This is a genomic window from Ruegeria sp. YTSC192 (assembly GCF_059609705.1).
In genome coordinates this window covers 124,869-143,396 of sequence record NZ_JBXWMG010000002.1, presented here as the reverse complement: position 1 = coordinate 143,396, position 18,528 = coordinate 124,869, and the positions used below count along the sequence as shown (strand labels likewise).

Sequence of the window (18,528 nt, the reverse complement as noted above, 5' to 3'; positions counted from 1 at the left end):
TTCTCGATGCTGACACCCGGCTTGCCCGTTAGCAAGCCGCGCTCACATCCTGTTTAACGCCGACTGCGCGCCATGAAGGCCAGGCGCTCAAACAAATGCACGTCCTGTTCGTTTTTCAGCAATGCACCATGCAGCTTGGGCAGCGCATTAGCCCCGTCACGTTTGAGGTCCTCGGCGCTCAGATCTTCGGCCAGCAATAGTTTCAGCCAGTCCAGAACCTCGGAGGTCGAGGGTTTCTTTTTCAGTCCCTGCGTGTCGCGAATTTCGTAGAATTGCGTCAGTGCGGTGGTCAGCAGCGCATCCTTGATACCGGGATGATGGACCTCGACAATGCGGCGCATCGTGGCCTCGTCCGGGAAGCGGATATAGTGAAAGAAGCAGCGGCGCAGGAAGGCGTCGGGCAGCTCTTTTTCGTTGTTCGAGGTGATGATCACGATCGGGCGGTTCCTGGCCTTGATCGTTTCACCGGTCTCGTAGACATGGAACTCCATCTTGTCGAGTTCCTGCAGCAGGTCGTTGGGAAACTCGATATCGGCCTTGTCGATCTCATCAATCAGCAGCACGACCTTTTCATCGGCGTCGAACGCCTGCCAGAGCTTGCCCTTGCGGATGTAGTTGGCGACATCATGCACCCGTTCTTCGCCCAACTGGCTGTCCCGCAACCGGCTGACGGCGTCGTACTCGTAAAGGCCCTGTTGCGCGCGGGTGGTGGATTTCACATTCCACTCGATCATCCGCAAACCCAAAGCACCGGCGACCTGCTTTGCCAATTCGGTCTTGCCAGTACCGGGTTCCCCTTTGACCAGCAAAGGACGTTCCAGCGTGACGGCGGCGTTCACGGCAATAGTCAGATCATCGGTAGCGACATATTCGGCTGTGCCTTGAAAACGTGCGGTCATCGGGTCCTCGTGCTGTTTCGGGCGAAACTGTGGTGCCCGGGTTACAGAGCGGCGGCGAATTTGACAAGCCGGGCCGCTGCGTCGGCGCGTTGAAATTGCCAGAGACTTCAACTGCTTTTGCATGATTCGCTGGCAGACGCCTTTTCCGCAGGTTGAATAATGCCCTGAAATTGCCTGCCGATTTTCACAGAAAAACAAGGATTTCTTGTTCTTTGTCTCATATTTAGACGAAGGCTTGCGACGGGGCGGTGGTTCTACGTTTGTGTAGTGACATTCCATCGCCTGTCGGCTAAACGCTGCGCAGAAGGGAGAGCCAAATGTCTGGTGAAACAACCGTGACCGACGTTACAGGCCATACCGAGGGAGCAAATATGAAGCAGGAAGTTTTTCTGCCGGAAGATTACCGTCCGGCCGAAGATGAGCCTTTCATGAATGATCTGCAGCTTGAGTATTTTCGTCGCAAGCTGCTGGACTGGAAGACAGAACTACTCGCAGGCAGCCGCGACACGATCGAAGGGCTGCAGGATAACACCCGCAACATTCCGGATGTCGCTGACCGCGCCAGTGAGGAAACCGATCGCGCGCTGGAATTGCGCACGCGGGATCGTCAGCGCAAACTGGTGGCGAAAATCGACTCGGCTCTGCGCCGGATCGACGAAGGCGAATACGGGTATTGCGAAAAAACCGGCGACCCGATCTCGCTGAAGCGTCTGGATGCGCGCCCGATCGCAACCATGACGCTTGAGGCGCAGGAACGGCATGAGCGTCGCGAAAAGGTCCACCGCGACGATTGATCATCCAAGAAATGCTGAGAATTCAAACGCCGGGGCCTGTCGCTCTGGCGTTTTTGCGTTAAGGCAAGGCCATGAAGATCAACGGATTGAAGTTTTGCGTGGTTGGCGGCGGCATTGGCGGCCTTGCGGCGGCGTTGGCGCTGCGCCAGCGCGGGGCGCAGGTGACTGTGCTAGAGCAGGCCCCTGCGCTGACCGAGGTCGGGGCAGGCCTTCAGATCAGCGCAAACGGGATGTGCGTTCTGCGTGCCTTGGGGGTTGCCGGGGACCAGCCCGAGGCCGCACAGCTTTCTCACGGAACAGTCCTGCGCGACTATCGCAAGGGTCGGGTGATCAGCCGTATCCCGCCCCCGGCGGCAGGCCCGACATTCTACTATCACCGCGCGGATTTGCTGGAGTTGTTGCGTCAAGCTGCCGAAGGCGTGGGCGTCGAAATACATCTTGGCGCTCGTGTTCAGACGGTTCGCAAACACCCGTCCGAGGCCGAGCTTGTGCTGGAAGACGGTACGCGCTTGCGGGCCGAATGTGTCATTGCGGCTGATGGCGGGCGCAGTGCCCTTCGCCCGATCCTGAACGGCCCCGAAGCCCCGGCTTTTACCCACCAGATCGCCTGGCGCGCCACGGTGCCGTGGGAGGGTAGGGTTGAGAAACCGCAAGCCTCGCTAACGATGGGGCCGGGACGCCATGTGGTTACCTATCCGTTGCGTGATCAACGTCTGATGAACATTGTCGCGATTGAAGAGCGTTCAGACTGGCAGCAGGAAGGCTGGCGCGTAAAGGGCGATCCCGATGACTTGCGCGCTCGGTTTGCCGATTTTGGCGGGCCGGTGAGGGACATTCTGACAAAGATCGAGGAACCGCATCTATGGGCCCTGTTCCTGCGCCCGGTGGCCGAGAAATGGCAGAACGGACGCTTGGCCCTATTGGGTGATGCAGCTCATCCGACATTGCCCTTCATGGCGCAGGGGGCGTGTCTGGCGCTTGAGGATGCTTGGGTTCTCGCCAGATCTTTCGACAGCCAATCGGGTGTAAGGCAGGCCCTTGCAGCCTTTGAGGTCGCGCGACAGCGCCGCGCGCAACACGTGGTCGCAGCGGCATCCGCAAATGCGCGCAACTTCCACTTGCGTGGCCCTATGCGTTTGGCAGCGCAAGCTGTTCTGACGGCTATAGGTCCGCGCCTGACGCGGAAATATGACTGGATCTACAACTACGACCCGACTGTCTGACCTCAGATATCCAGATCAACCCAGACCGGCACGTGATCCGAGGGTTTTTCGTGCCCACGCACCTCTTTGTCGATCTGACAATCCCGCATCAGATCGGCAGCCTGCGGGGTCAGTAGAAAATGGTCGATACGAATGCCGTCATCCTTGTTCCAGGCTCCGGCCTGATAGTCCCAAAAGGAATAATGACCTGCACCTTGCACGCGGGCACGGAACGCCTCGGTGAACCCAAGGTTCAGGATCTTGCGGAACGCGGCCCGGCTTTCGGGCCGGAACAAGGCGTCCTCGCGCCATGCATCGGGGCGTTTTGCATCTTCTGCCTGCGGAATGATGTTATAGTCGCCCGCCATTAACGCAGGCTCTTCGCTGGCCAACAGGTCACGGGCACGATCGTAAAGACGCTCCATCCACGCCAGTTTGTAGTCGTATTTTGGCCCGGGCGTTGGATTTCCGTTCGGCAGGTAGAGGCCACAGACCCGTAGCGCCTGCTTGCCGACAACCGTTGCCTCGATCCAGCGCGCTTGTTCGTCCTCATCGCCACCGGGCAAGCCGCGCGCTACATCCTCTAAAGGTAACTTCGAGAGGATGGCGACACCGTTAAAGCCTTTCTGACCATGTGTTTCGACATTGTACCCGCGGTCTTCGAAGATTTCTCGGGGGAAGTTTTCGTCGACGGATTTGATTTCCTGCAAAAGAACCACGTCTGGCTGGGCGTCATCCAACCAACGTGGCAAGGCCTCGGCCCGCGCCTTGATGCCATTGATGTTGAACGTGGCGATTTTCATGCGCGATCCTCCGAAGCTGTTGGCAACCTATCGCCCAGAATGACCCCAGCGGCAAGGTGGTGGGTGGGTTTGCGAGGCTCTGCCTCGCGCTCCGAGGTATTTTGGGCCAGATGAAGAAACGGATCCTTAACCAATTTGGTTGTAGCAAAGAGATGCGGTACAGGCGGAGGCGCCGATGACCGCGCCAGGTGAAGCTCTCCGGCGTTCAGGTCGGAGAGCGGATCCCTGCTTCATCTGGCTGAAAATACCTTGGGGGTGTGGGGGCAAAGCCCCCATGTGGTTTACATCGAAAACGACGTGCCACATCCGCAGGAAGACGTCGCGTTGGGGTTTTCGATCACAAATCGCGCGCCGATCAGTTCTTGGGTGAAATCAATGACCGCATTCTCCAGAAAGGGCAACGAGATCGAGTCGACAATCACCTTTTGTCCTTTGCCTTCCAAGACAAGGTCGTCTTCCTTTGGTTCGTCCAGCGCGATTTCGTATTGAAAACCGGAACATCCGCCGCCTTCGACGGCGACACGCAGGGCCTGACCCTGATTGGCAGCGCCGATTTCAGCAAGGCGATCAAACGCGCGTTCTGTTACTGTCGGAGGCAGATTCATGCCGGACTCCAAAGGTTTATTTCCCAACCAACGTACAATATATGAAACCTATCGACAGGCGACAAGGACCAGACTTTTGAACAGAGCGGGTTTTGCATCAGACCCAGTCCGCGCACGCGGCCGGTTGGTGCCTGAGGAGGAAAGCAGTTTCCGGTCATGTTTTCAGCGTGATCGCGATCGCATCATTCACGCCAGCGCGTTCCGACGGCTTAAGCACAAAACGCAGGTTTTTGTCGAACATGAGGGCGATAGCTATCGCACCCGCCTTACACATTCGATTGAGGTGGCTCAAGTTGCGCGGACCATTGCGGGTGCGTTAGACCTGAACCCGGAACTGACCGAGGCCATCGCGCTTGCGCATGATTTGGGTCACACGCCTTTTGGTCACACGGGTGAGGACGCGCTGCATGCGTTGATGGCTCCTTACGGTGGTTTCGATCACAACGCGCAAGCCATCCGCATCGTCACCAAGCTGGAACGCCACTATGCTGAGTTCGACGGTTGCAATCTGACATGGGAATGTCTTGAGGGAATTGCGAAACATAACGGACCGGTGACAGGCGACTTGCCTTGGGCTCTGGCCGAATGCAACGGCGGATTTGATCTGGAACTTCATACGCACGCCAGCGCCGAGGCGCAGGTGGCGGCCCTGTCCGACGATATTGCCTATAACAACCACGATCTGCTGGATGGGCTTCGGGCCGACCTGTTCTCTGACGAGGAAATCCGGCAGCTTCCGATTGTAGGAGAGTGCTATGCGGCAGTTGATCGGACCTATCCCGGACTGGATCCGTATCGCCGCCGGCATGAGGCGTTGCGACGGGTTTTTGGGGTCATGGTTTCGGATGTGATTGATACCTCGCGAGAGCTTATTGCCAGATCGGGCGCGCAGTCGGTTGAGGATATTCGGCACTATGGTGCTCCGGTCATTCAGTTTTCTGCCGGGCTTTGGGGGCAACTCAAGGAAATCCGCGCTTTCCTGTTCGCGCGGATGTATCGCGCGTCCAGTGTGATGGAGGTTCGGGCAAAAATGGCTCGTGTGGTCGAAGACCTGTTCCCGATCTACCTGAATGACCCCAAGCAGATGCCAGCCCGCTGGCATGACGATATCGAAGCGGCGCAGGATGAGACCGCGCTGGCGCGGATTGTTTCAGATTACATTGCGGGCATGACCGATCGGTTTGCGCTGCAGGATCACAAGCGCCTGACCGGCCAGTAGCTATTCGATCCCGATATAGGCCAACGCCCACACCTGCTGACCAGCTTGTTCCTGTGCTAGATCGGGATCGCTGGTTGGCGGAAAGACGATCATGGTGGGGCCGTAGCCGCCGATGCCCATCGGGCTTCCATCCGCATGGGTCGCGACAATGGGGCTGTGGGCCTCGATACTGCTCCAAGGAATTTCGGCCTGATAGCCGTCCAGCGCCATGGGTTTGGCGGTTTTTCCCTCAGCTCCGGCCATTGACATCACATCCGACAGAAGGGGGCCAGAGAACGTGATCTCGCGTTTGTTGCCTTCGGGGCCGTAGGGGATCGTGATTTCACTCTGATCAAGCGCGTCCAGCATCGCGGTGTCGAAACCGGCAGCTCCGCTATGCGTGACTTCCAGATATCCAAGCAGACCGCCGTCGTTGTCTCCGCGCGCTGACAGATTGGTCTCGGACACTGCGCCGCCCAATGTTAGCAGAACATGCCCTTGGGGTGCAGGCATCTCGGCCCATACGGGCGTTGCTAGGGCAAGGACAAGGGGCAGGGCTAGGCGCATGGGTTGTCTCCGGTTTTGCAGTCCTGCCTAAATTAGCCTTGTTCGTGGACAATCCAAGCCCAAACCGATGCCTTCCATTGACCTTGACGCTTTGCGTGGTAAACCGCCGAGCAAGCAAAAGGACATCCGAAATGAACCTGTTTTCCGAGATCCGCGGTCTTGTACTGGACGCGTTGGCGCAGATGCAGTCCGAAGGCGCTCTGCCCGAGGGGTTGAGCTTTGACAATGTGGCGGTCGAACCGCCGCGTGATGCCGCGCATGGCGATATGGCGACCAATGCGGCGATGGTGCTGGCAAAGCCCGCCAAGATGAAGCCGCGCGACATTGCGGATGCTTTGGCGGTCAAGCTGGCCGCCGATGATCGGATCACCAGCGCCGAGGTTGCGGGGCCCGGGTTCCTGAACCTGCGTCTGTCGGCGACGGTCTGGCAGGGTGTTCTCGCGCGGGTGTTGGAGATGGGCACGGAATATGGCCGCTCGACCATGGGGCAGGGGCAGAAGGTCAACGTGGAATATGTCTCGGCAAACCCGACCGGCCCGCTGCATGTGGGCCATACGCGGGGTGCTGTGTTCGGGGACGCTCTGGCAAGTCTGCTGGCTTATTCCGGCCATGACGTGACCCGGGAATATTACATCAACGATGGCGGGGCGCAGGTGGATGTTCTGGCGCGCTCAGCCTATGAACGCTACCGCGAAGCCAACGGTTTGAGCCCCGAGATCGCTGAAGGTCTCTATCCCGGTGACTACCTGATCCCGATCGGCGAGGCGCTGAAAGAGAAATATGGCGACAGCCTGATCGACAAGCCCGAAGGCGAATGGCTGGAAGATCTGCGCAACTTCGCCACCGACGCGATGATGGACCTGATCCGCGCCGACCTGAAGGCGCTGGGCGTCGAGATGGACGTATTCTTCTCCGAGAAATCCCTCTATGGCACGGGCCGGATTGAGGCTGCGTTGCAGTCTCTGACAGACAAGGGCCTGATCTATGAGGGCGTGCTGGAGCCACCCAAAGGCAAGAAGCCCGAGGATTGGGAACCGCGTGAGCAGACGCTGTTCAAATCCACCGAGCATGGCGACGACGTCGACCGCCCGGTCAAGAAATCGGATGGTTCGTGGACTTATTTCGCGCCGGATATCGCCTATCACTATGACAAAGTAACTCGTGGGTTTGACGCGCTGATCGACGTGTTTGGCGCGGACCATGGTGGCTATGTCAAACGGATGAAGGCCGCTGTTTCGGCGTTGTCCGATGGCAAGGTGTCGCTTGATATCAAGCTGACGCAGCTGGTGAAGCTGTGGAAGAATGGCGAGCCATTCAAGATGTCCAAGCGGGCAGGGAACTTTGTCACCCTGCGCGATGTGGTCGATCAGGTGGGGCCGGATGTGACCCGGTTTGTCATGCTGACACGCAAGAACGACGCGTCTCTGGATTTCGATTTCGACAAGGTGCTTGAGCAGAGCCGTGAGAACCCTGTGTTCTACGTGCAATACGCCCATGCCCGCGTCATGAGCGTGCTGCGCCGCGCCGCCGAGGCCGAGATTACCGCCGACGATGCGACCCTTATGGGTGCGGATCTGGGCAAGATCGACCATGCGTCCGAGCTGGCTGTGGCCAAGAAACTGGCCGAATGGCCACGCTTGGTCGAGATCGCGGCCCGCACCAACGAACCGCATCGCGTCGCCTTCTATCTGTATGAATTGGCTGGGGATTTTCACGCCCTGTGGAATAAGGGCAACGAAGAAACTCAGCTGCGCTTCATCCAGGATGGCGATGTTGCCACAAGCCAGTCGAAAATCGCATTGGCGCGTGCCGTTTCTGTTGTGATTTCAGCAGGCTTGGGTATTCTTGGCGTTACTCCGGCGCAGGAGATGCGGTAACCAATGCCGCCCGAACCGCCGATCTGAGGCAGACAAGAAATGACCCGCGCGCCTTAATTTCAGGCGCAATCGGGCGGTGAGGCGGACATGACGAGTTACGATTACTCGGGGCATCAAAGCCCCGGGCAGATGCATTACCCGAATCAATCCTATGCCGATGATGGGTATGACTACCCCGACGAGATGGCCGACCATGCCGCGCCGCGCAGCGGTTTTGGCGTTGGAAAGGCGATGAATGTGCTGGGGGCGGTTGCCTCACTGGCGCTGGTCGCCGGGATCGGGATTTGGAGCTACAAGCTGGTGATGCGCGATGTCAGCGGCGTGCCTGTTGTCCGTGCCGCTGAAGGTCCGATGCGCATTCAGCCCGAAAACCCGGGTGGACGCCCCGCAGATCATCAGGGTCTGGCCGTGAATGCCGTTGCTGCCGAAGGCTCGGCTGCGGCCCCTGCTGATCGTCTGATCCTGGCACCGCGTCCGGTCTCGCTGACGGATGAGGACCTGCCCGCTGGTGAATTGAAGCCGACCAAAGCTGTTCATGTGGTTGAAGAGCCGATCTCGAACAAAGAGGCTGCGGCCCTGCGGCAGAATGCAGTGGATGCTCTGGTTGCCGAACTCGCGGGCGAGGCGGCTCGTTCTGACGGCGTACAGACTGAGGATGGCGTGCAACTGGCGTCTTTGGTGACACCCGAGGAAGAGCCGGCGATTGACCCCGCGGATTTTGCCGCAGCCCTGCCAGACCCGGCCATTGCCGAGCTTCCGGGCGTGCGCCGCTCGTTGCGCCCGCAAACCCGCCCGGCCCGCCGTGCAGTGGTCACCGATACGTCTGAGGCAGCGATCAACGCGGCCGTCAAAACCGCCGTCGGGCTGGATGTGGACCCGAACACGTTGAGCAAAGGCACCCGTCTGGCACAACTTGGCGCGTTCGAGAGCGCGGATGTCGCCGAGTCCGAATGGGCGCGTCTGAACGGTCAGTTCGGTGAGTATATGGATGGAAAACAACGCGTTATCCAGAAAACCTCAAGTGGCGGTCGGACCTTCTACCGGTTGCGCGCGCTTGGCTTTGATGATCTTAGCGACTCGCGCCAGTTCTGTGCCGCGCTGGTGGCGCAAGGGGCCGACTGTATCCCGGTGGCCGTCAGGTGACGTTCGGAGCCGCGATCTCTGACGCGGAAGCGCTGCGGCTGACCGATGACGAAAGGGCCCTGTTCCGCGAGATGAACCCGTTCGGGTTCATCCTGTTCGCCCGCAATATCGAAAGTGCCGATCAGGTCCGCGCCCTGTGCGACGACTTTCGTGAGGCTGTAGGGCGGAACTGCCCGATCACGATTGATCAAGAAGGTGGTCGTGTTCAACGCCTGCGTGCCCCTCTGGCGCGCGAATGGATGCCGCCGCTCGATCATGCCGAACGGGCCGGAGGCCAGGCCGAACGCGCTATGTACCTGCGTTATCGCCTGATTGCGCATGAGCTGTTTGAACTGGGAATCGACAGCAACTGCGCCCCGATGGTGGATGTTGCGCGCCCGGAAACCCATGCCTTTCTACGAAACCGGTGCTACGGCAATGATGCAGAGAGCATCGCTCAGCTGGGGCGCGCCGTTGCGCAGGGGCATCTGGATGGAGGCGTGTTGCCCGTCGTCAAGCACATGCCCGGCCACGGTCGGGCCACGCTGGATACGCATTTCGACCTGCCGCGCGTCGACCTGCCGCTCGAAGAGCTGACACAGACCGATTTCGCCCCCTTCAAGGCACTGAACGACCTGCCGATGGCGATGACCGCTCATTTGGTGTTCGAACAGATCGATCCTACCCCCGCCACGATCTCGGCCCCGATGATGAAGGTCATTCGCGAGGTAATCGGCTTTGACGGGCTGGTCATGACGGATGACATCACCATGAAGGCGCTCAGCGGGTCGGTGCCCGAGCGCGCGGTACAGGCCTTGCAGGCGGGCTGCGATGTCGTATTGCACTGCAACGGCAGCTTTACCGAGCGTCGTGAAGTGCTTGAAGCCGCAGGCCAGATGACCGAGGCGGCGCAGGCCCGCGCAGATCGGGCCTTGGCCATGCGCAAAACGCCCGCCGAACTTGACATCGAGGCCACGGAGGCTGAACTATCTGCCCTAATGGGCGGGCAGGTATATGAACGATAGTCTTTTCAGCGAAGATCCGGTTTCGGTCGCCGACCGGCTGGCAGCCGAAGCGCTGATCGTTGACGTTGACGGGTTTGAGGGCCCGCTGGACGTGCTCCTGACCCTGTCGCGGACGCAAAAGGTCGACCTGCGCAAGATTTCGGTTCTGGCGCTGGCGCAGCAATATCTGGCTTTTGTCGAAAAGGCGCGTGCGCTGCGGATCGAACTGGCTGCCGACTATCTGGTGATGGCTGCGTGGCTGGCCTTTCTCAAATCCCGTCTTCTGCTGCCGCCTGACCCGGATGACGAAGGGCCCTCGGGCGAAGAACTTGCCGCCCATCTGGCGTTTCAGCTGGAACGCCTGCAGGCCATGCGCGATGCCGCCGCCCGGCTGATGGCACGCGATCAGCTGGGGCGTGATTTCTTCAAGCGCGGGCAGGCCGAAGACGTCACCCGCATACGCACAGTAACCTATTCCGCCACGCTGCTGGACCTGATGCAGGGTTATGCGCGCATCCGTACCCGCGACGAATTCCGCCCCTTTGTGATGGACCGCGACTCGGTGTTCACGATGGAGCAGGCCTTGGAACGTATGCGCCCCCTGATTGGGTTTGCCGGCGCCTGGACCGATATGGAGACCTATCTGCCTGACGGATGGGATGGTGATCCGGTGCGGAGACGCTCGGCCACGGCGGCGACCTTTGCCGCCTCGCTGGAGCTGGTGAAAGAAGGACATATGGAGATCAAGCAAACCGACACCTTTGCCCCGATCCATCTGCGCAAGAGGACCGAGACCCGTGACTGAAGCCACCGAAGAAACCGGCACACTGTTCGAAGCGCCCCCTCTGGCCGAGCAGGAGCGGATGGTCGAGGCAGTGCTGTTCGCCAGCGCCGCACCAGTTACGATTGCCGATCTTGAGGCGCGGATGCCGCATGGAAGTAGTGCCGCGCAAGCCGTTGAATTGCTTCAGAAACGCTATGAAGGGCGCGGTGTGCGCGTGGTCAAGGTGGGTGAGGCCTGGGCGATCCGGACTGCCCCTGATCTTGGCTTCCTGATGCAGAAAGAAACGGTCGAGACCCGCAAGCTGAGCCGCGCGGCGATCGAAACGCTGGCTATCGTGGCCTATCACCAGCCCTGCACGCGGGCAGAGATCGAAGAGATACGCGGTGTCTCTGTTTCGCGCGGGACAATCGACCAACTGCTTGAGATGGAGTGGATCCGGCTGGGCCGCCGCCGCATGACGCCGGGTCGCCCGGTGACCTTTGTCGTCACGTCCGAGTTTCTGGATCATTTCGGGCTGGAAAACGCCCGCGACCTGCCGGGCCTCAAGGAATTGCGCGCTGCTGGCTTGTTGGAAAACCGCCCGCCGCCGGGTGCAATCCCGTTGGGTGAGGGGCGTGAAGACGAAGTTGACGAAGATCAGACCGAACTCTTCGAGGAAGAGTGATCAAACAGCCCTTTTGTCGCCGCATAGATACCCTATGTTGAGGCGCAAGAAACGGAGTTGAGCAATGAATGCAAATCGGATCATCGACATGATCGTCCGCCAAGTCATGCGCCGCCTTGTCAATACAGGTGTGAACAAGGGGTTTGACGTGGCCAGCCAGATGGGGCGCAAAATGAAACCTCCTGCGCGTCGTCAGGATGACTCGGATCCGAGTCGCGAAAACACCGACAACCGGGGTTGAGGTGAGGGCGGGTAAGGCGGAAGTTTGACCTTACCCGACTGCCTTAAAGTGTTTGGACAGTTTTAGTCCCTGTCCCTGATAGTTCGAGGCAATGCCTGCGCCATATAGCTGCGTAGGCATTTCGGCCATCTTCTCATACACCAAACGTCCGACGACCTGACCGTGTTCCAGCACGAATGGGGCCTCATGGCAGCGGACCTCAAGCACACCGCGCGATCCGGCACCACCTGCGGCGGCGTGGCCAAAGCCGGGATCGAAGAAGCCCGCGTAATGCACCCGGAACTCACCCACCATGGCCAGATAGGGGGCCATTTCCGCCGCGTACATGGGCGGGATATGCACCGCCTCGCGGCTGACAAGGATATAGAACGCGCCGGGGTCGAGGATGATGCAGCCATCACTCGTGCGCACCTCTTCCCAGTAGTCCTGCGGGTCGTATGCGCCGATCCGGTCCAGATCAATCACGCCGGTATGAGGCTTTGCGCGGTAGCCGACCAGATCGGTATCCGGCAATTGCAGATCGACCGAAAAGCCCAGCCCGTCCTGAATGACGGCGGGCCCATCGACCAGAGGGGATTCGGCGTGCAGGGCGGTCAGCTCCGTATCGGTCAAAACGGCTTGCCCCTGACGGAACCGGATCTGGTTCAGCCGCATGCCCGGCCGCACAAGAACCGAGAAAGACCGCGGGCAGATTTCGGCGTAAAGTGGTCCGGTATAGCCTGCGGGCACCCGGTCGAACTCGGCCCCGCCATCGGTGATGGTGCGGGTCAGCAAGTCCAGTCGCCCGGTCGAGCTTTTGGCATTCGCCACTGCGCTGGTATCAGCGGGCAGGGCGAGCGATTCCATCAATGGCACCAGATAGACGCAGCCTTTCTCAAGCACGGCCCCGTCGGTGATGTCGATCCGGTGCATCTCAAACTCGGCCAGGCGGTCGACGACCGATCGCCCTTCGCCTGCCAGAAACGAGGCGCGGACGCGGTAAGCGACTGTTCCCAAACGCAGATCAAGGCTGGCAGGTTGCACCTGCGCCGGGATCACATCCGGGCTGGCATTGATCTCACCACGCGCAATCATCGCTTCGATCTGCTGGTTCGGGCATACACCTGTCATTTCGATCCCCCCTGATGCCAGAGCGGGATCTGGCCTGTCTGCCATAAACGTCGGTGTGATTTGGTCGGGCTAGCAGGACTCGAACCTGCGACCTTCCGTCCCCCAGACGGACGCGCTACCAGGCTGCGCCATAGCCCGACGTTGGAGTGTTCATAACGGTTTTCCCGGCAGGGGCAAGAGGAAAACATTGCCTTTTTTCTAACCTGCCGCCTGTGTTTCCACCCGGTTCAACCATGCGCGCAAATCCTTGGCCAAGGGCGCGATACGGCTGAGTAGTTCTGCGTCGAATTCCGACCGGTTCCAAGCCAGAGAAGCGATGCCACGACCCAAAGGCGCGGCATCCAGTTCGGGCAGGTCCGGGCTTGTGTCTGGTGCCTTGGCCTCTTGCGGTGCGTCCAGATCCATGTGGATCTGTTCTGTCTGAGGGGTAGGTTTGGCGGAAAAGGGCACAACTGTGGTGTCCACTTCCTCAGCCACAGGTTCATCCAGAGAGGGGGACTGGGCGGACACATGGGCAACACCCTGTTCGCGCAAAATCCGCTGTACGCCCTTGATGGTGATTCCGTCCTCATGCAGCAGCTTTTTGATACCGCCCAGCAAACGCATGTCGTTGGGGCGATAGTAGCGGCGCCCTCCGGCCCGTTTCACGGGTTTGACCTGGCTAAAACGACTTTCCCAAAAGCGCAGGACATGGGCCTGTACTCCGAGCCAATCCGCAACTTCACTTATGGTGCGAAATGCGTCAGGAGATTTGCTCATGTCTGAGGGGTCCTAGGGTTACTTGCGATTCCCGGCGGCGACGCGATCCTTCATCAGGTGCGACGGGCGGAAAGTCAGCACGCGGCGCGGTTGAATTGGAACCTCTTCGCCGGTTTTGGGGTTGCGACCGATACGAGCGGTCTTGTCCCGAACGCTGAACGTACCAAACGAGGAAATCTTCACCTGTTCGCCGCGTACAAGCGCATCGGACATGTGGTTCAGAACGCTCTCAACCAGCTGTGCGCTTTCGTTGCGTGATAGGCCAACTTCACGAAAGACGGCTTCGCTCAGATCCATTCGAGTCAGTGTTTTGTCGCTCATACCTTTTCCCCTGTTGCTGTCAAAGCATAAGGCTGGGGCAAATTCACTGTCAATATCAATGAATTGCAGGTGGGAGTGTAAGCTGAATTGCGCCGGTTACCAGCGCAGAACAACGGCGCCCCATGCCAACCCGCCGCCGATGGCTTCGGTTACGATCAGATCGCCTTGTTTGATTTGCCCGCGCTGTTTGCCAACCGACAGGGCCAAAGGGATGGATGCGGCCGAGGTGTTGCCATGATCCTGAACGGTGACCACGACATTTTCCATCGGCAGGCCCATCTTCTTGGCTGTGCCCTGAATGATGCGAATATTGGCCTGATGCGGCACGATCCAATCCACGTCCGAGGCGCCCAACCCGGCGCGGTCCAGCGCTATATTGGCGGTTTTGGTAAGTTTTTCAACGGCATGCCGGAAGACCTGATTGCCTTGCATCCGCAAATGACCGGTGGATTTCGTGGACACACCACCATCCACATAAAGCAGGTCCTGATAGCGCCCGTCCGAGTTCAGATCGGTCGCCAGAATTCCTCGGTCGGTCGCGCTACCTGTGCTGTCCTGTTCCTCAAGGATCAGGGCGCCTGCGCCGTCGCCGAACAACACGCAGGTCGAGCGGTCAGTCCAGTCCATGATTCGGGAAAACGTCTCGGCGCCGATGACCAGAACGCGTTTGGCCTGACCAGAGAGGATCAGCGCGTTGGCATTGCTCAGCGCGAAAACGAATCCGGCGCAGACGGCCTGCACATCGAAGGCGAATCCGCGTGTCATGCCAAGGCGGGCCTGAACCATGGTCGCCGCTGATGGAAAGGTCAGATCAGCGGTTGAGGTCGCAAGGACGATGGCGTCAATGTCGTCAGCCTCCAGCCCGGCATCTGCAAGGGCGGCATTTGCGGCATTGGCTGCAAGATCCGAGGTTGTTTCGCCCTCGGCAGCAAAATGGCGGCGTTCGATCCCCGACCGGGTTCGAATCCATTCGTCCGTTGTATCCAAAGTCTGTTCAAACTCGGAGTTCAGGACAACACGTTCGGGCAAATAATGTCCGACACCTACAACGACTGAACGGCCTGCCATGTTTGAGGTACTGCCTTCTTTGTTATTTTTCCGCCTGCGGCGCGGCATGCGCGGCATCTTGTGCAAGCTGGGCCGTTGATGCAACCCGTGCTGCCAACTTTTCGGCAAAACCTGATTGGGCCAGCGTGAAGGCCAGCTTGACTGCGGCTGACACTCCGGTCGCGTCTGCCCCGCCGTGGGATTTCACCACGGTTCCGTTCAACCCCAGAAAGACGCCCCCGTTCACGCGGCGCGGGTCAATACGCTTTTTCAGGCGATTCAGCGAGGTGATCGCCAGCACCGACGCAAGTCGCGAGAGGGGCGTGTACTTGAACGCTTCGCGCAGAAGATCGCCGATCAGACTGGCCGTGCCTTCGCCGGTCTTGATCGCGACGTTGCCGGTAAACCCATCGGTGACAATGACATCTGCTTTGTCGCCTGGAATATCGCTACCTTCGACAAAGCCCACGAAATCGAAATTCGCGGATTCGGCGAAGTCGGTGATCATGGCATGGGCTTCTTTCAGCTCTGCCCGACCTTTGTGTTCCTCGGTGCCAACATTCAACAACCCGATCCGGGGGCGTTGTAGCGCCATGCCGTTGCGCGCGTAAGAGGCACCCATCAGCGCATATTGCAGCAGATCCTTGGCATCGGCCCGCACATCAGCGCCGACATCCAGCATCACGTTGAACCCCTGAGGGTTGCGCGAGGGCCACAGAATCGCAATTGCCGGACGATTGACACCGGGCAGCTTGCGCAGACGCATCATCGAAAGCGCCATCAGCGCGCCCGTGTTGCCACAGGATACAGCACCGTGGGCTTCGCCCTGACGTACGGCTTCAAGCGTGGACCACATCGAGGTCTGCTTGCCATTGCGCACAACCTGGCTGGGCTTGTCCTCCATCGTGACGACGTCGGGACAATCACGAAAATCGACGCGCCCATCAAGGACGCGCCGTTTCGCTACGAGCTTGCGCAGCTTGTCTTCAGGACCGTGCAGCAGAAACCCGATATCGGGGTTCTTCTTCGCCGATTGCGCCAAGCCTGCAACAACGACTGCGGGACCATCGTCCCCCCCCATGGCATCAACGGAAATGATGATCCGTCCGGCGTGCGTGGGTTGTTCCGTCATGCGAAGGCTAGCGCTCGATCAGGCTTATGCTGCGTCTTCGTCCAGGTCGATTTCGTCGGCCTGAGCGACGACTTCGCGGTCATCATAGTGGCCGCAGGATGCGCAGACGTGGTGCGGGCGTTTCAGCTCGCCACAGTTCGGGCATTCGTTCGGGTTTGCAGCAACCAGAGCGTCGTGTGCGCGGCGGTTGTTGCGACGCGACTTGGAAACTTTGTTCTGTTGGACGGCCATGGTCTCAACCTTTGTCTACTGAGGGTCAGCAGAATCGCCGCCGACCGGGTTTCATATTTCGTTTATCGTGGTTTGACGCGCGTTTAGGGTACATGCCCCACGTTGTCCAACCTTAAATCCGATGAGCGCGCGAAAATACTGCGATTCTCGACATGTTCAAGCGATTTTTCTGACCGCCTGCTATGACAGGAAATCTCTGCCCTGTCACTCGTCTTTTTTCAGTGCATCGCGCAGGCTGGCCAGCCCGGCAAAGGGTTTCGCGTCCTCGTCCGTCATGGCCTGTTTGCCCGGTTCGGTATAGTCGGCCTGCGCCAGCTCGACCCCTTCTTTGCGTGGATAAAGGGGGAGGGCAAGCGAAAGCGCTTCGATCATCACTTGGGCGGGGTCAATCTCGGCGCCCAAAGCTTCGGTTTCGTCGCCTTCGGGGATTTCGAACTCTTCATCTTCGGGGTCTGCCCATTCGGCCAGAAAGGTGCGGGTGACGGGAGTGTCGATGCGCGTGGTCACCGGTTCCAGTGTCACGACGCAGGGTTGCACAACCGTTGCGCCCAGTTTGGCGGTCAGTACCCAGTCCTTCTTTCCTTCAGCTTTGAGTGTGCCAACAAAGCTGAGCTTGCGCAGGCCCAGCAGGTCAAGCTCGGATTTGATAGCATCCAGTTGCGTGGCGCTTGGGCGCAATTCGAAAGATGTCGGCGCGTTTTGGGGCAGGTCGGCCACCCGCAGAGATGTCGTGTTGCTCATTCGTGACCCTTTACTGTGTTGAACCGGGGCATCGGTTTCTGTAAGCGGATAGGGGCCGATACGGATCAAGGCAAGAGGGTGTATATGGTGATGGGTGCAAACACGGTGAAACGAGCAACGAAATCGCTCGTCTTTATTGCCTGTCTGGCTGTGGTTGCGGCCTGTTCGCCGACATTCAAGAATCACGGCTATATACCGCCGCCCGAAGATCTGGCCGAGATCAAAGTAGGTGTCGATACCCGCGAAACCGTGGCCGAAGCCATCGGCGCGCCGGGCACTTCGGGCGTGGTGCAGGATTCGGGCTATTACTATGTCGCGTCGCGGGTGCGGTTTTATGGCCCCAAACGCCCCGAGGTCATCTCGCGCGAGTTGCTTGCCATCAGCTTCGATCAGCGCGGCGTCGTCCGCAATATCGAAAGGTTCGGTCTGGAGGACGGAGCAGTCGTGACCCTTGAACGGCGCGTGACCGAATCCAGCATCCAGAACAAAGGCTTCCTGCGTCAGCTGCTGGGCAATATCGGCACCTTTAATCCGGCCAACATTCCGGGCGCCACAAACTAAGTCACAGGATTGTCGTGCCGTCTTCACAAGGCGGTCAAATCTGCTGTGATAGCAAAGCCATGAGGTTGAATTCCGGTCAGCAAGGACGGAGGATGCGATCATGGCTGTGTTGTTGAGCAAAGGGCGCTACCACGCGCGACTGGCGCAGAGTGACGAAGATCTGGCCGCGGCGCAGACGCTGCGAACGCGGGCCTTTGGCACCGGTGCATTGGACGCGGACGCCTTTGACCCGGTTTGTGCCCATGTTCTGGTGGAAGACCTGCAGGACGGGGGCGCTCTGGTCTGTTGTTTCCGCATGCTGACTATGGGCAACGGGGCTGAGGTTGGACAAAGTTACTCGGCACAGTTTTATGATCTGTCCAGTCTCGAAGGGTTCTTAGGCCCAATGGTCGAGATGGGGCGGTTCTGTATCCACCCCGACCGGACAGACCCGGACATCCTGCGGGTCGCGTGGGGGGCAATGACGGCCTATGTGGACCGCAACGGGATCGAGATGCTGTTTGGGTGTTCCTCGTTTGCAGGGACCGAGACAGCCGAATATCTGGACGCCTTCGCGATGCTCAAACACCGCCATCTGGCGCCGAAACGTTGGTTGCCGCGGGTGAAAGCGCCTGATGTGTTTCGATTTGCGTCCAAGCTGCGGCGCAGGCCGGATGTCAAAAAAGCGATGTTGCGGATGCCACCATTGCTGCGCACCTATCTGATGATGGGCGGCTGGGTCAGCGATCATGCGGTGGTGGATCGGCATATGAACACGTTGCATGTTTTCACCGGGTTGGAGATTGGGGCGATTCCCCCGGCCCGCAAACGGTTGCTGCGGGCGGTGGCTCGGTAACTCCGGATTTTCGACGAGAAGAAGGTGTGGG

The 18,528-nt window shown here is 59.4% G+C and carries 22 protein-coding genes and 1 tRNA gene; 11 read left to right on the top strand and 12 right to left on the bottom strand.

Going from position 1 to position 18,528, the window contains the following annotated elements:
* Positions 1 to 53 precede the first annotated feature (53 nt).
* Positions 54 to 899 (bottom strand): AAA family ATPase, encoded by an 846-nt coding sequence (locus AC2FD8_RS03980; protein WP_496854145.1) that lies wholly within the window; start codon positions 897 to 899, stop codon positions 54 to 56.
* 371 nt (positions 900 to 1,270) lie between these two features.
* Between AC2FD8_RS03980 and dksA the strand changes: the two genes are divergently transcribed.
* Together dksA and AC2FD8_RS03970 are read left to right on the top strand one after the other, a co-directional pair.
* Positions 1,271 to 1,693 carry an RNA polymerase-binding protein DksA gene (gene dksA / locus AC2FD8_RS03975; protein ID WP_170374347.1) on the top strand — a complete coding sequence of 141 codons (423 nt, stop codon included), beginning with the start codon at positions 1,271 to 1,273 and terminating at the stop codon, positions 1,691 to 1,693.
* Positions 1,694 to 1,764: 71 nt separating this feature from the next.
* Positions 1,765 to 2,916, top strand: coding sequence for an FAD-dependent oxidoreductase (locus AC2FD8_RS03970; protein WP_496854144.1), 1,152 nt, complete (start codon positions 1,765 to 1,767; stop codon positions 2,914 to 2,916).
* 2 nt (positions 2,917 to 2,918) lie between these two features.
* Here the strand turns inward: AC2FD8_RS03970 and xth are convergent, their stop codons facing one another.
* Both xth and AC2FD8_RS03960 read right to left on the bottom strand, forming a co-directional pair.
* Positions 2,919 to 3,698: an exodeoxyribonuclease III gene (gene xth / locus AC2FD8_RS03965; RefSeq protein WP_496854143.1), complete on the bottom strand. Its 780-nt coding sequence runs from the start codon at positions 3,696 to 3,698 to the stop codon at positions 2,919 to 2,921.
* 281 nt (positions 3,699 to 3,979) lie between these two features.
* Positions 3,980 to 4,303, bottom strand: coding sequence for a HesB/IscA family protein (locus tag AC2FD8_RS03960; RefSeq protein ID WP_496854142.1), 324 nt, complete (start codon positions 4,301 to 4,303; stop codon positions 3,980 to 3,982).
* Between the two features lie 76 nt (positions 4,304 to 4,379).
* Between AC2FD8_RS03960 and AC2FD8_RS03955 the strand changes: the two genes are divergently transcribed.
* Positions 4,380 to 5,522, top strand: coding sequence for a deoxyguanosinetriphosphate triphosphohydrolase (locus AC2FD8_RS03955; RefSeq protein ID WP_496854141.1), 1,143 nt, complete (start codon positions 4,380 to 4,382; stop codon positions 5,520 to 5,522).
* On the opposite strand, the gene AC2FD8_RS03950 is transcribed toward AC2FD8_RS03955, so the two are convergent.
* On the bottom strand, positions 5,523 to 6,068 hold the full coding sequence (locus AC2FD8_RS03950; RefSeq protein WP_496854140.1) for a putative pterin-binding protein: 546 nt from the start codon (positions 6,066 to 6,068) through the stop codon (positions 5,523 to 5,525).
* Between the two features lie 131 nt (positions 6,069 to 6,199).
* Here AC2FD8_RS03950 and argS point away from each other — a divergent pair, with 131 nt between their 5' ends.
* From argS to AC2FD8_RS03920, 6 genes are all read left to right on the top strand, one after another.
* Positions 6,200 to 7,945, top strand: coding sequence for an arginine--tRNA ligase (argS, locus tag AC2FD8_RS03945; RefSeq protein ID WP_496854139.1), 1,746 nt, complete (start codon positions 6,200 to 6,202; stop codon positions 7,943 to 7,945).
* Between the two features lie 87 nt (positions 7,946 to 8,032).
* A complete protein-coding gene (locus AC2FD8_RS03940) occupies positions 8,033 to 9,088 on the top strand; it encodes an SPOR domain-containing protein (protein WP_496854138.1) in 1,056 nt (351 codons plus the stop codon).
* Positions 9,085 to 10,092, top strand: coding sequence for a beta-N-acetylhexosaminidase (gene nagZ, locus AC2FD8_RS03935; protein WP_496854137.1), 1,008 nt, complete (start codon positions 9,085 to 9,087; stop codon positions 10,090 to 10,092). Before AC2FD8_RS03940 ends, nagZ begins: the two co-directional genes overlap by 4 nt.
* Entirely contained in the window at positions 10,082 to 10,876 is a 795-nt protein-coding gene (locus tag AC2FD8_RS03930) for a segregation and condensation protein A (protein ID WP_496854136.1), read from the top strand. The genes nagZ and AC2FD8_RS03930 overlap by 11 nt, the downstream gene beginning before the upstream one ends.
* Positions 10,869 to 11,519: an SMC-Scp complex subunit ScpB gene (gene scpB, locus AC2FD8_RS03925; RefSeq protein ID WP_496854135.1), complete on the top strand. Its 651-nt coding sequence runs from the start codon at positions 10,869 to 10,871 to the stop codon at positions 11,517 to 11,519. The genes AC2FD8_RS03930 and scpB overlap by 8 nt, the downstream gene beginning before the upstream one ends.
* A gap of 64 nt (positions 11,520 to 11,583) precedes the next feature.
* Positions 11,584 to 11,760, top strand: coding sequence for a hypothetical protein (locus AC2FD8_RS03920; protein ID WP_496854134.1), 177 nt, complete (start codon positions 11,584 to 11,586; stop codon positions 11,758 to 11,760).
* A 30-nt stretch (positions 11,761 to 11,790) separates the two neighbouring features.
* On the opposite strand, the gene AC2FD8_RS03915 is transcribed toward AC2FD8_RS03920, so the two are convergent.
* The 8 genes from AC2FD8_RS03915 to AC2FD8_RS03880 all read right to left on the bottom strand — a co-directional run bounded on the left by AC2FD8_RS03915 (position 11,791) and on the right by AC2FD8_RS03880 (position 17,101).
* Positions 11,791 to 12,870 (bottom strand): 2'-deoxycytidine 5'-triphosphate deaminase, encoded by a 1,080-nt coding sequence (locus tag AC2FD8_RS03915; protein ID WP_496854133.1) that lies wholly within the window; start codon positions 12,868 to 12,870, stop codon positions 11,791 to 11,793.
* A 61-nt stretch (positions 12,871 to 12,931) separates the two neighbouring features.
* Positions 12,932 to 13,008: transfer RNA gene (locus AC2FD8_RS03910), tRNA-Pro, on the bottom strand.
* 60 nt (positions 13,009 to 13,068) lie between these two features.
* Entirely contained in the window at positions 13,069 to 13,629 is a 561-nt protein-coding gene (locus AC2FD8_RS03905) for a MerR family transcriptional regulator (RefSeq protein ID WP_496854132.1), read from the bottom strand.
* An 18-nt stretch (positions 13,630 to 13,647) separates the two neighbouring features.
* On the bottom strand, positions 13,648 to 13,950 hold the full coding sequence (ihfA, locus tag AC2FD8_RS03900) for an integration host factor subunit alpha (RefSeq protein ID WP_037316145.1): 303 nt from the start codon (positions 13,948 to 13,950) through the stop codon (positions 13,648 to 13,650).
* Between the two features lie 96 nt (positions 13,951 to 14,046).
* Positions 14,047 to 15,018, bottom strand: coding sequence for a beta-ketoacyl-ACP synthase III (locus AC2FD8_RS03895; protein ID WP_496854131.1), 972 nt, complete (start codon positions 15,016 to 15,018; stop codon positions 14,047 to 14,049).
* A 22-nt stretch (positions 15,019 to 15,040) separates the two neighbouring features.
* On the bottom strand, positions 15,041 to 16,129 hold the full coding sequence (plsX, locus tag AC2FD8_RS03890) for a phosphate acyltransferase PlsX (protein ID WP_496854130.1): 1,089 nt from the start codon (positions 16,127 to 16,129) through the stop codon (positions 15,041 to 15,043).
* A 24-nt stretch (positions 16,130 to 16,153) separates the two neighbouring features.
* Complete coding sequence (rpmF, locus tag AC2FD8_RS03885; protein WP_008756996.1) at positions 16,154 to 16,360, bottom strand: 50S ribosomal protein L32; 207 nt, start codon at positions 16,358 to 16,360, stop codon at positions 16,154 to 16,156.
* Between the two features lie 204 nt (positions 16,361 to 16,564).
* Positions 16,565 to 17,101 carry a YceD family protein gene (locus AC2FD8_RS03880; RefSeq protein WP_496854129.1) on the bottom strand — a complete coding sequence of 179 codons (537 nt, stop codon included), beginning with the start codon at positions 17,099 to 17,101 and terminating at the stop codon, positions 16,565 to 16,567.
* Positions 17,102 to 17,185: 84 nt separating this feature from the next.
* Here AC2FD8_RS03880 and AC2FD8_RS03875 point away from each other — a divergent pair, with 84 nt between their 5' ends.
* Both AC2FD8_RS03875 and AC2FD8_RS03870 read left to right on the top strand, forming a co-directional pair.
* Entirely contained in the window at positions 17,186 to 17,662 is a 477-nt protein-coding gene (locus AC2FD8_RS03875; RefSeq protein ID WP_496854128.1) for an outer membrane protein assembly factor BamE, read from the top strand.
* A 100-nt stretch (positions 17,663 to 17,762) separates the two neighbouring features.
* Positions 17,763 to 18,497, top strand: coding sequence for a GNAT family N-acetyltransferase (locus AC2FD8_RS03870; RefSeq protein WP_496854127.1), 735 nt, complete (start codon positions 17,763 to 17,765; stop codon positions 18,495 to 18,497).
* The last annotated feature ends 31 nt before the right edge of the window (positions 18,498 to 18,528 follow it).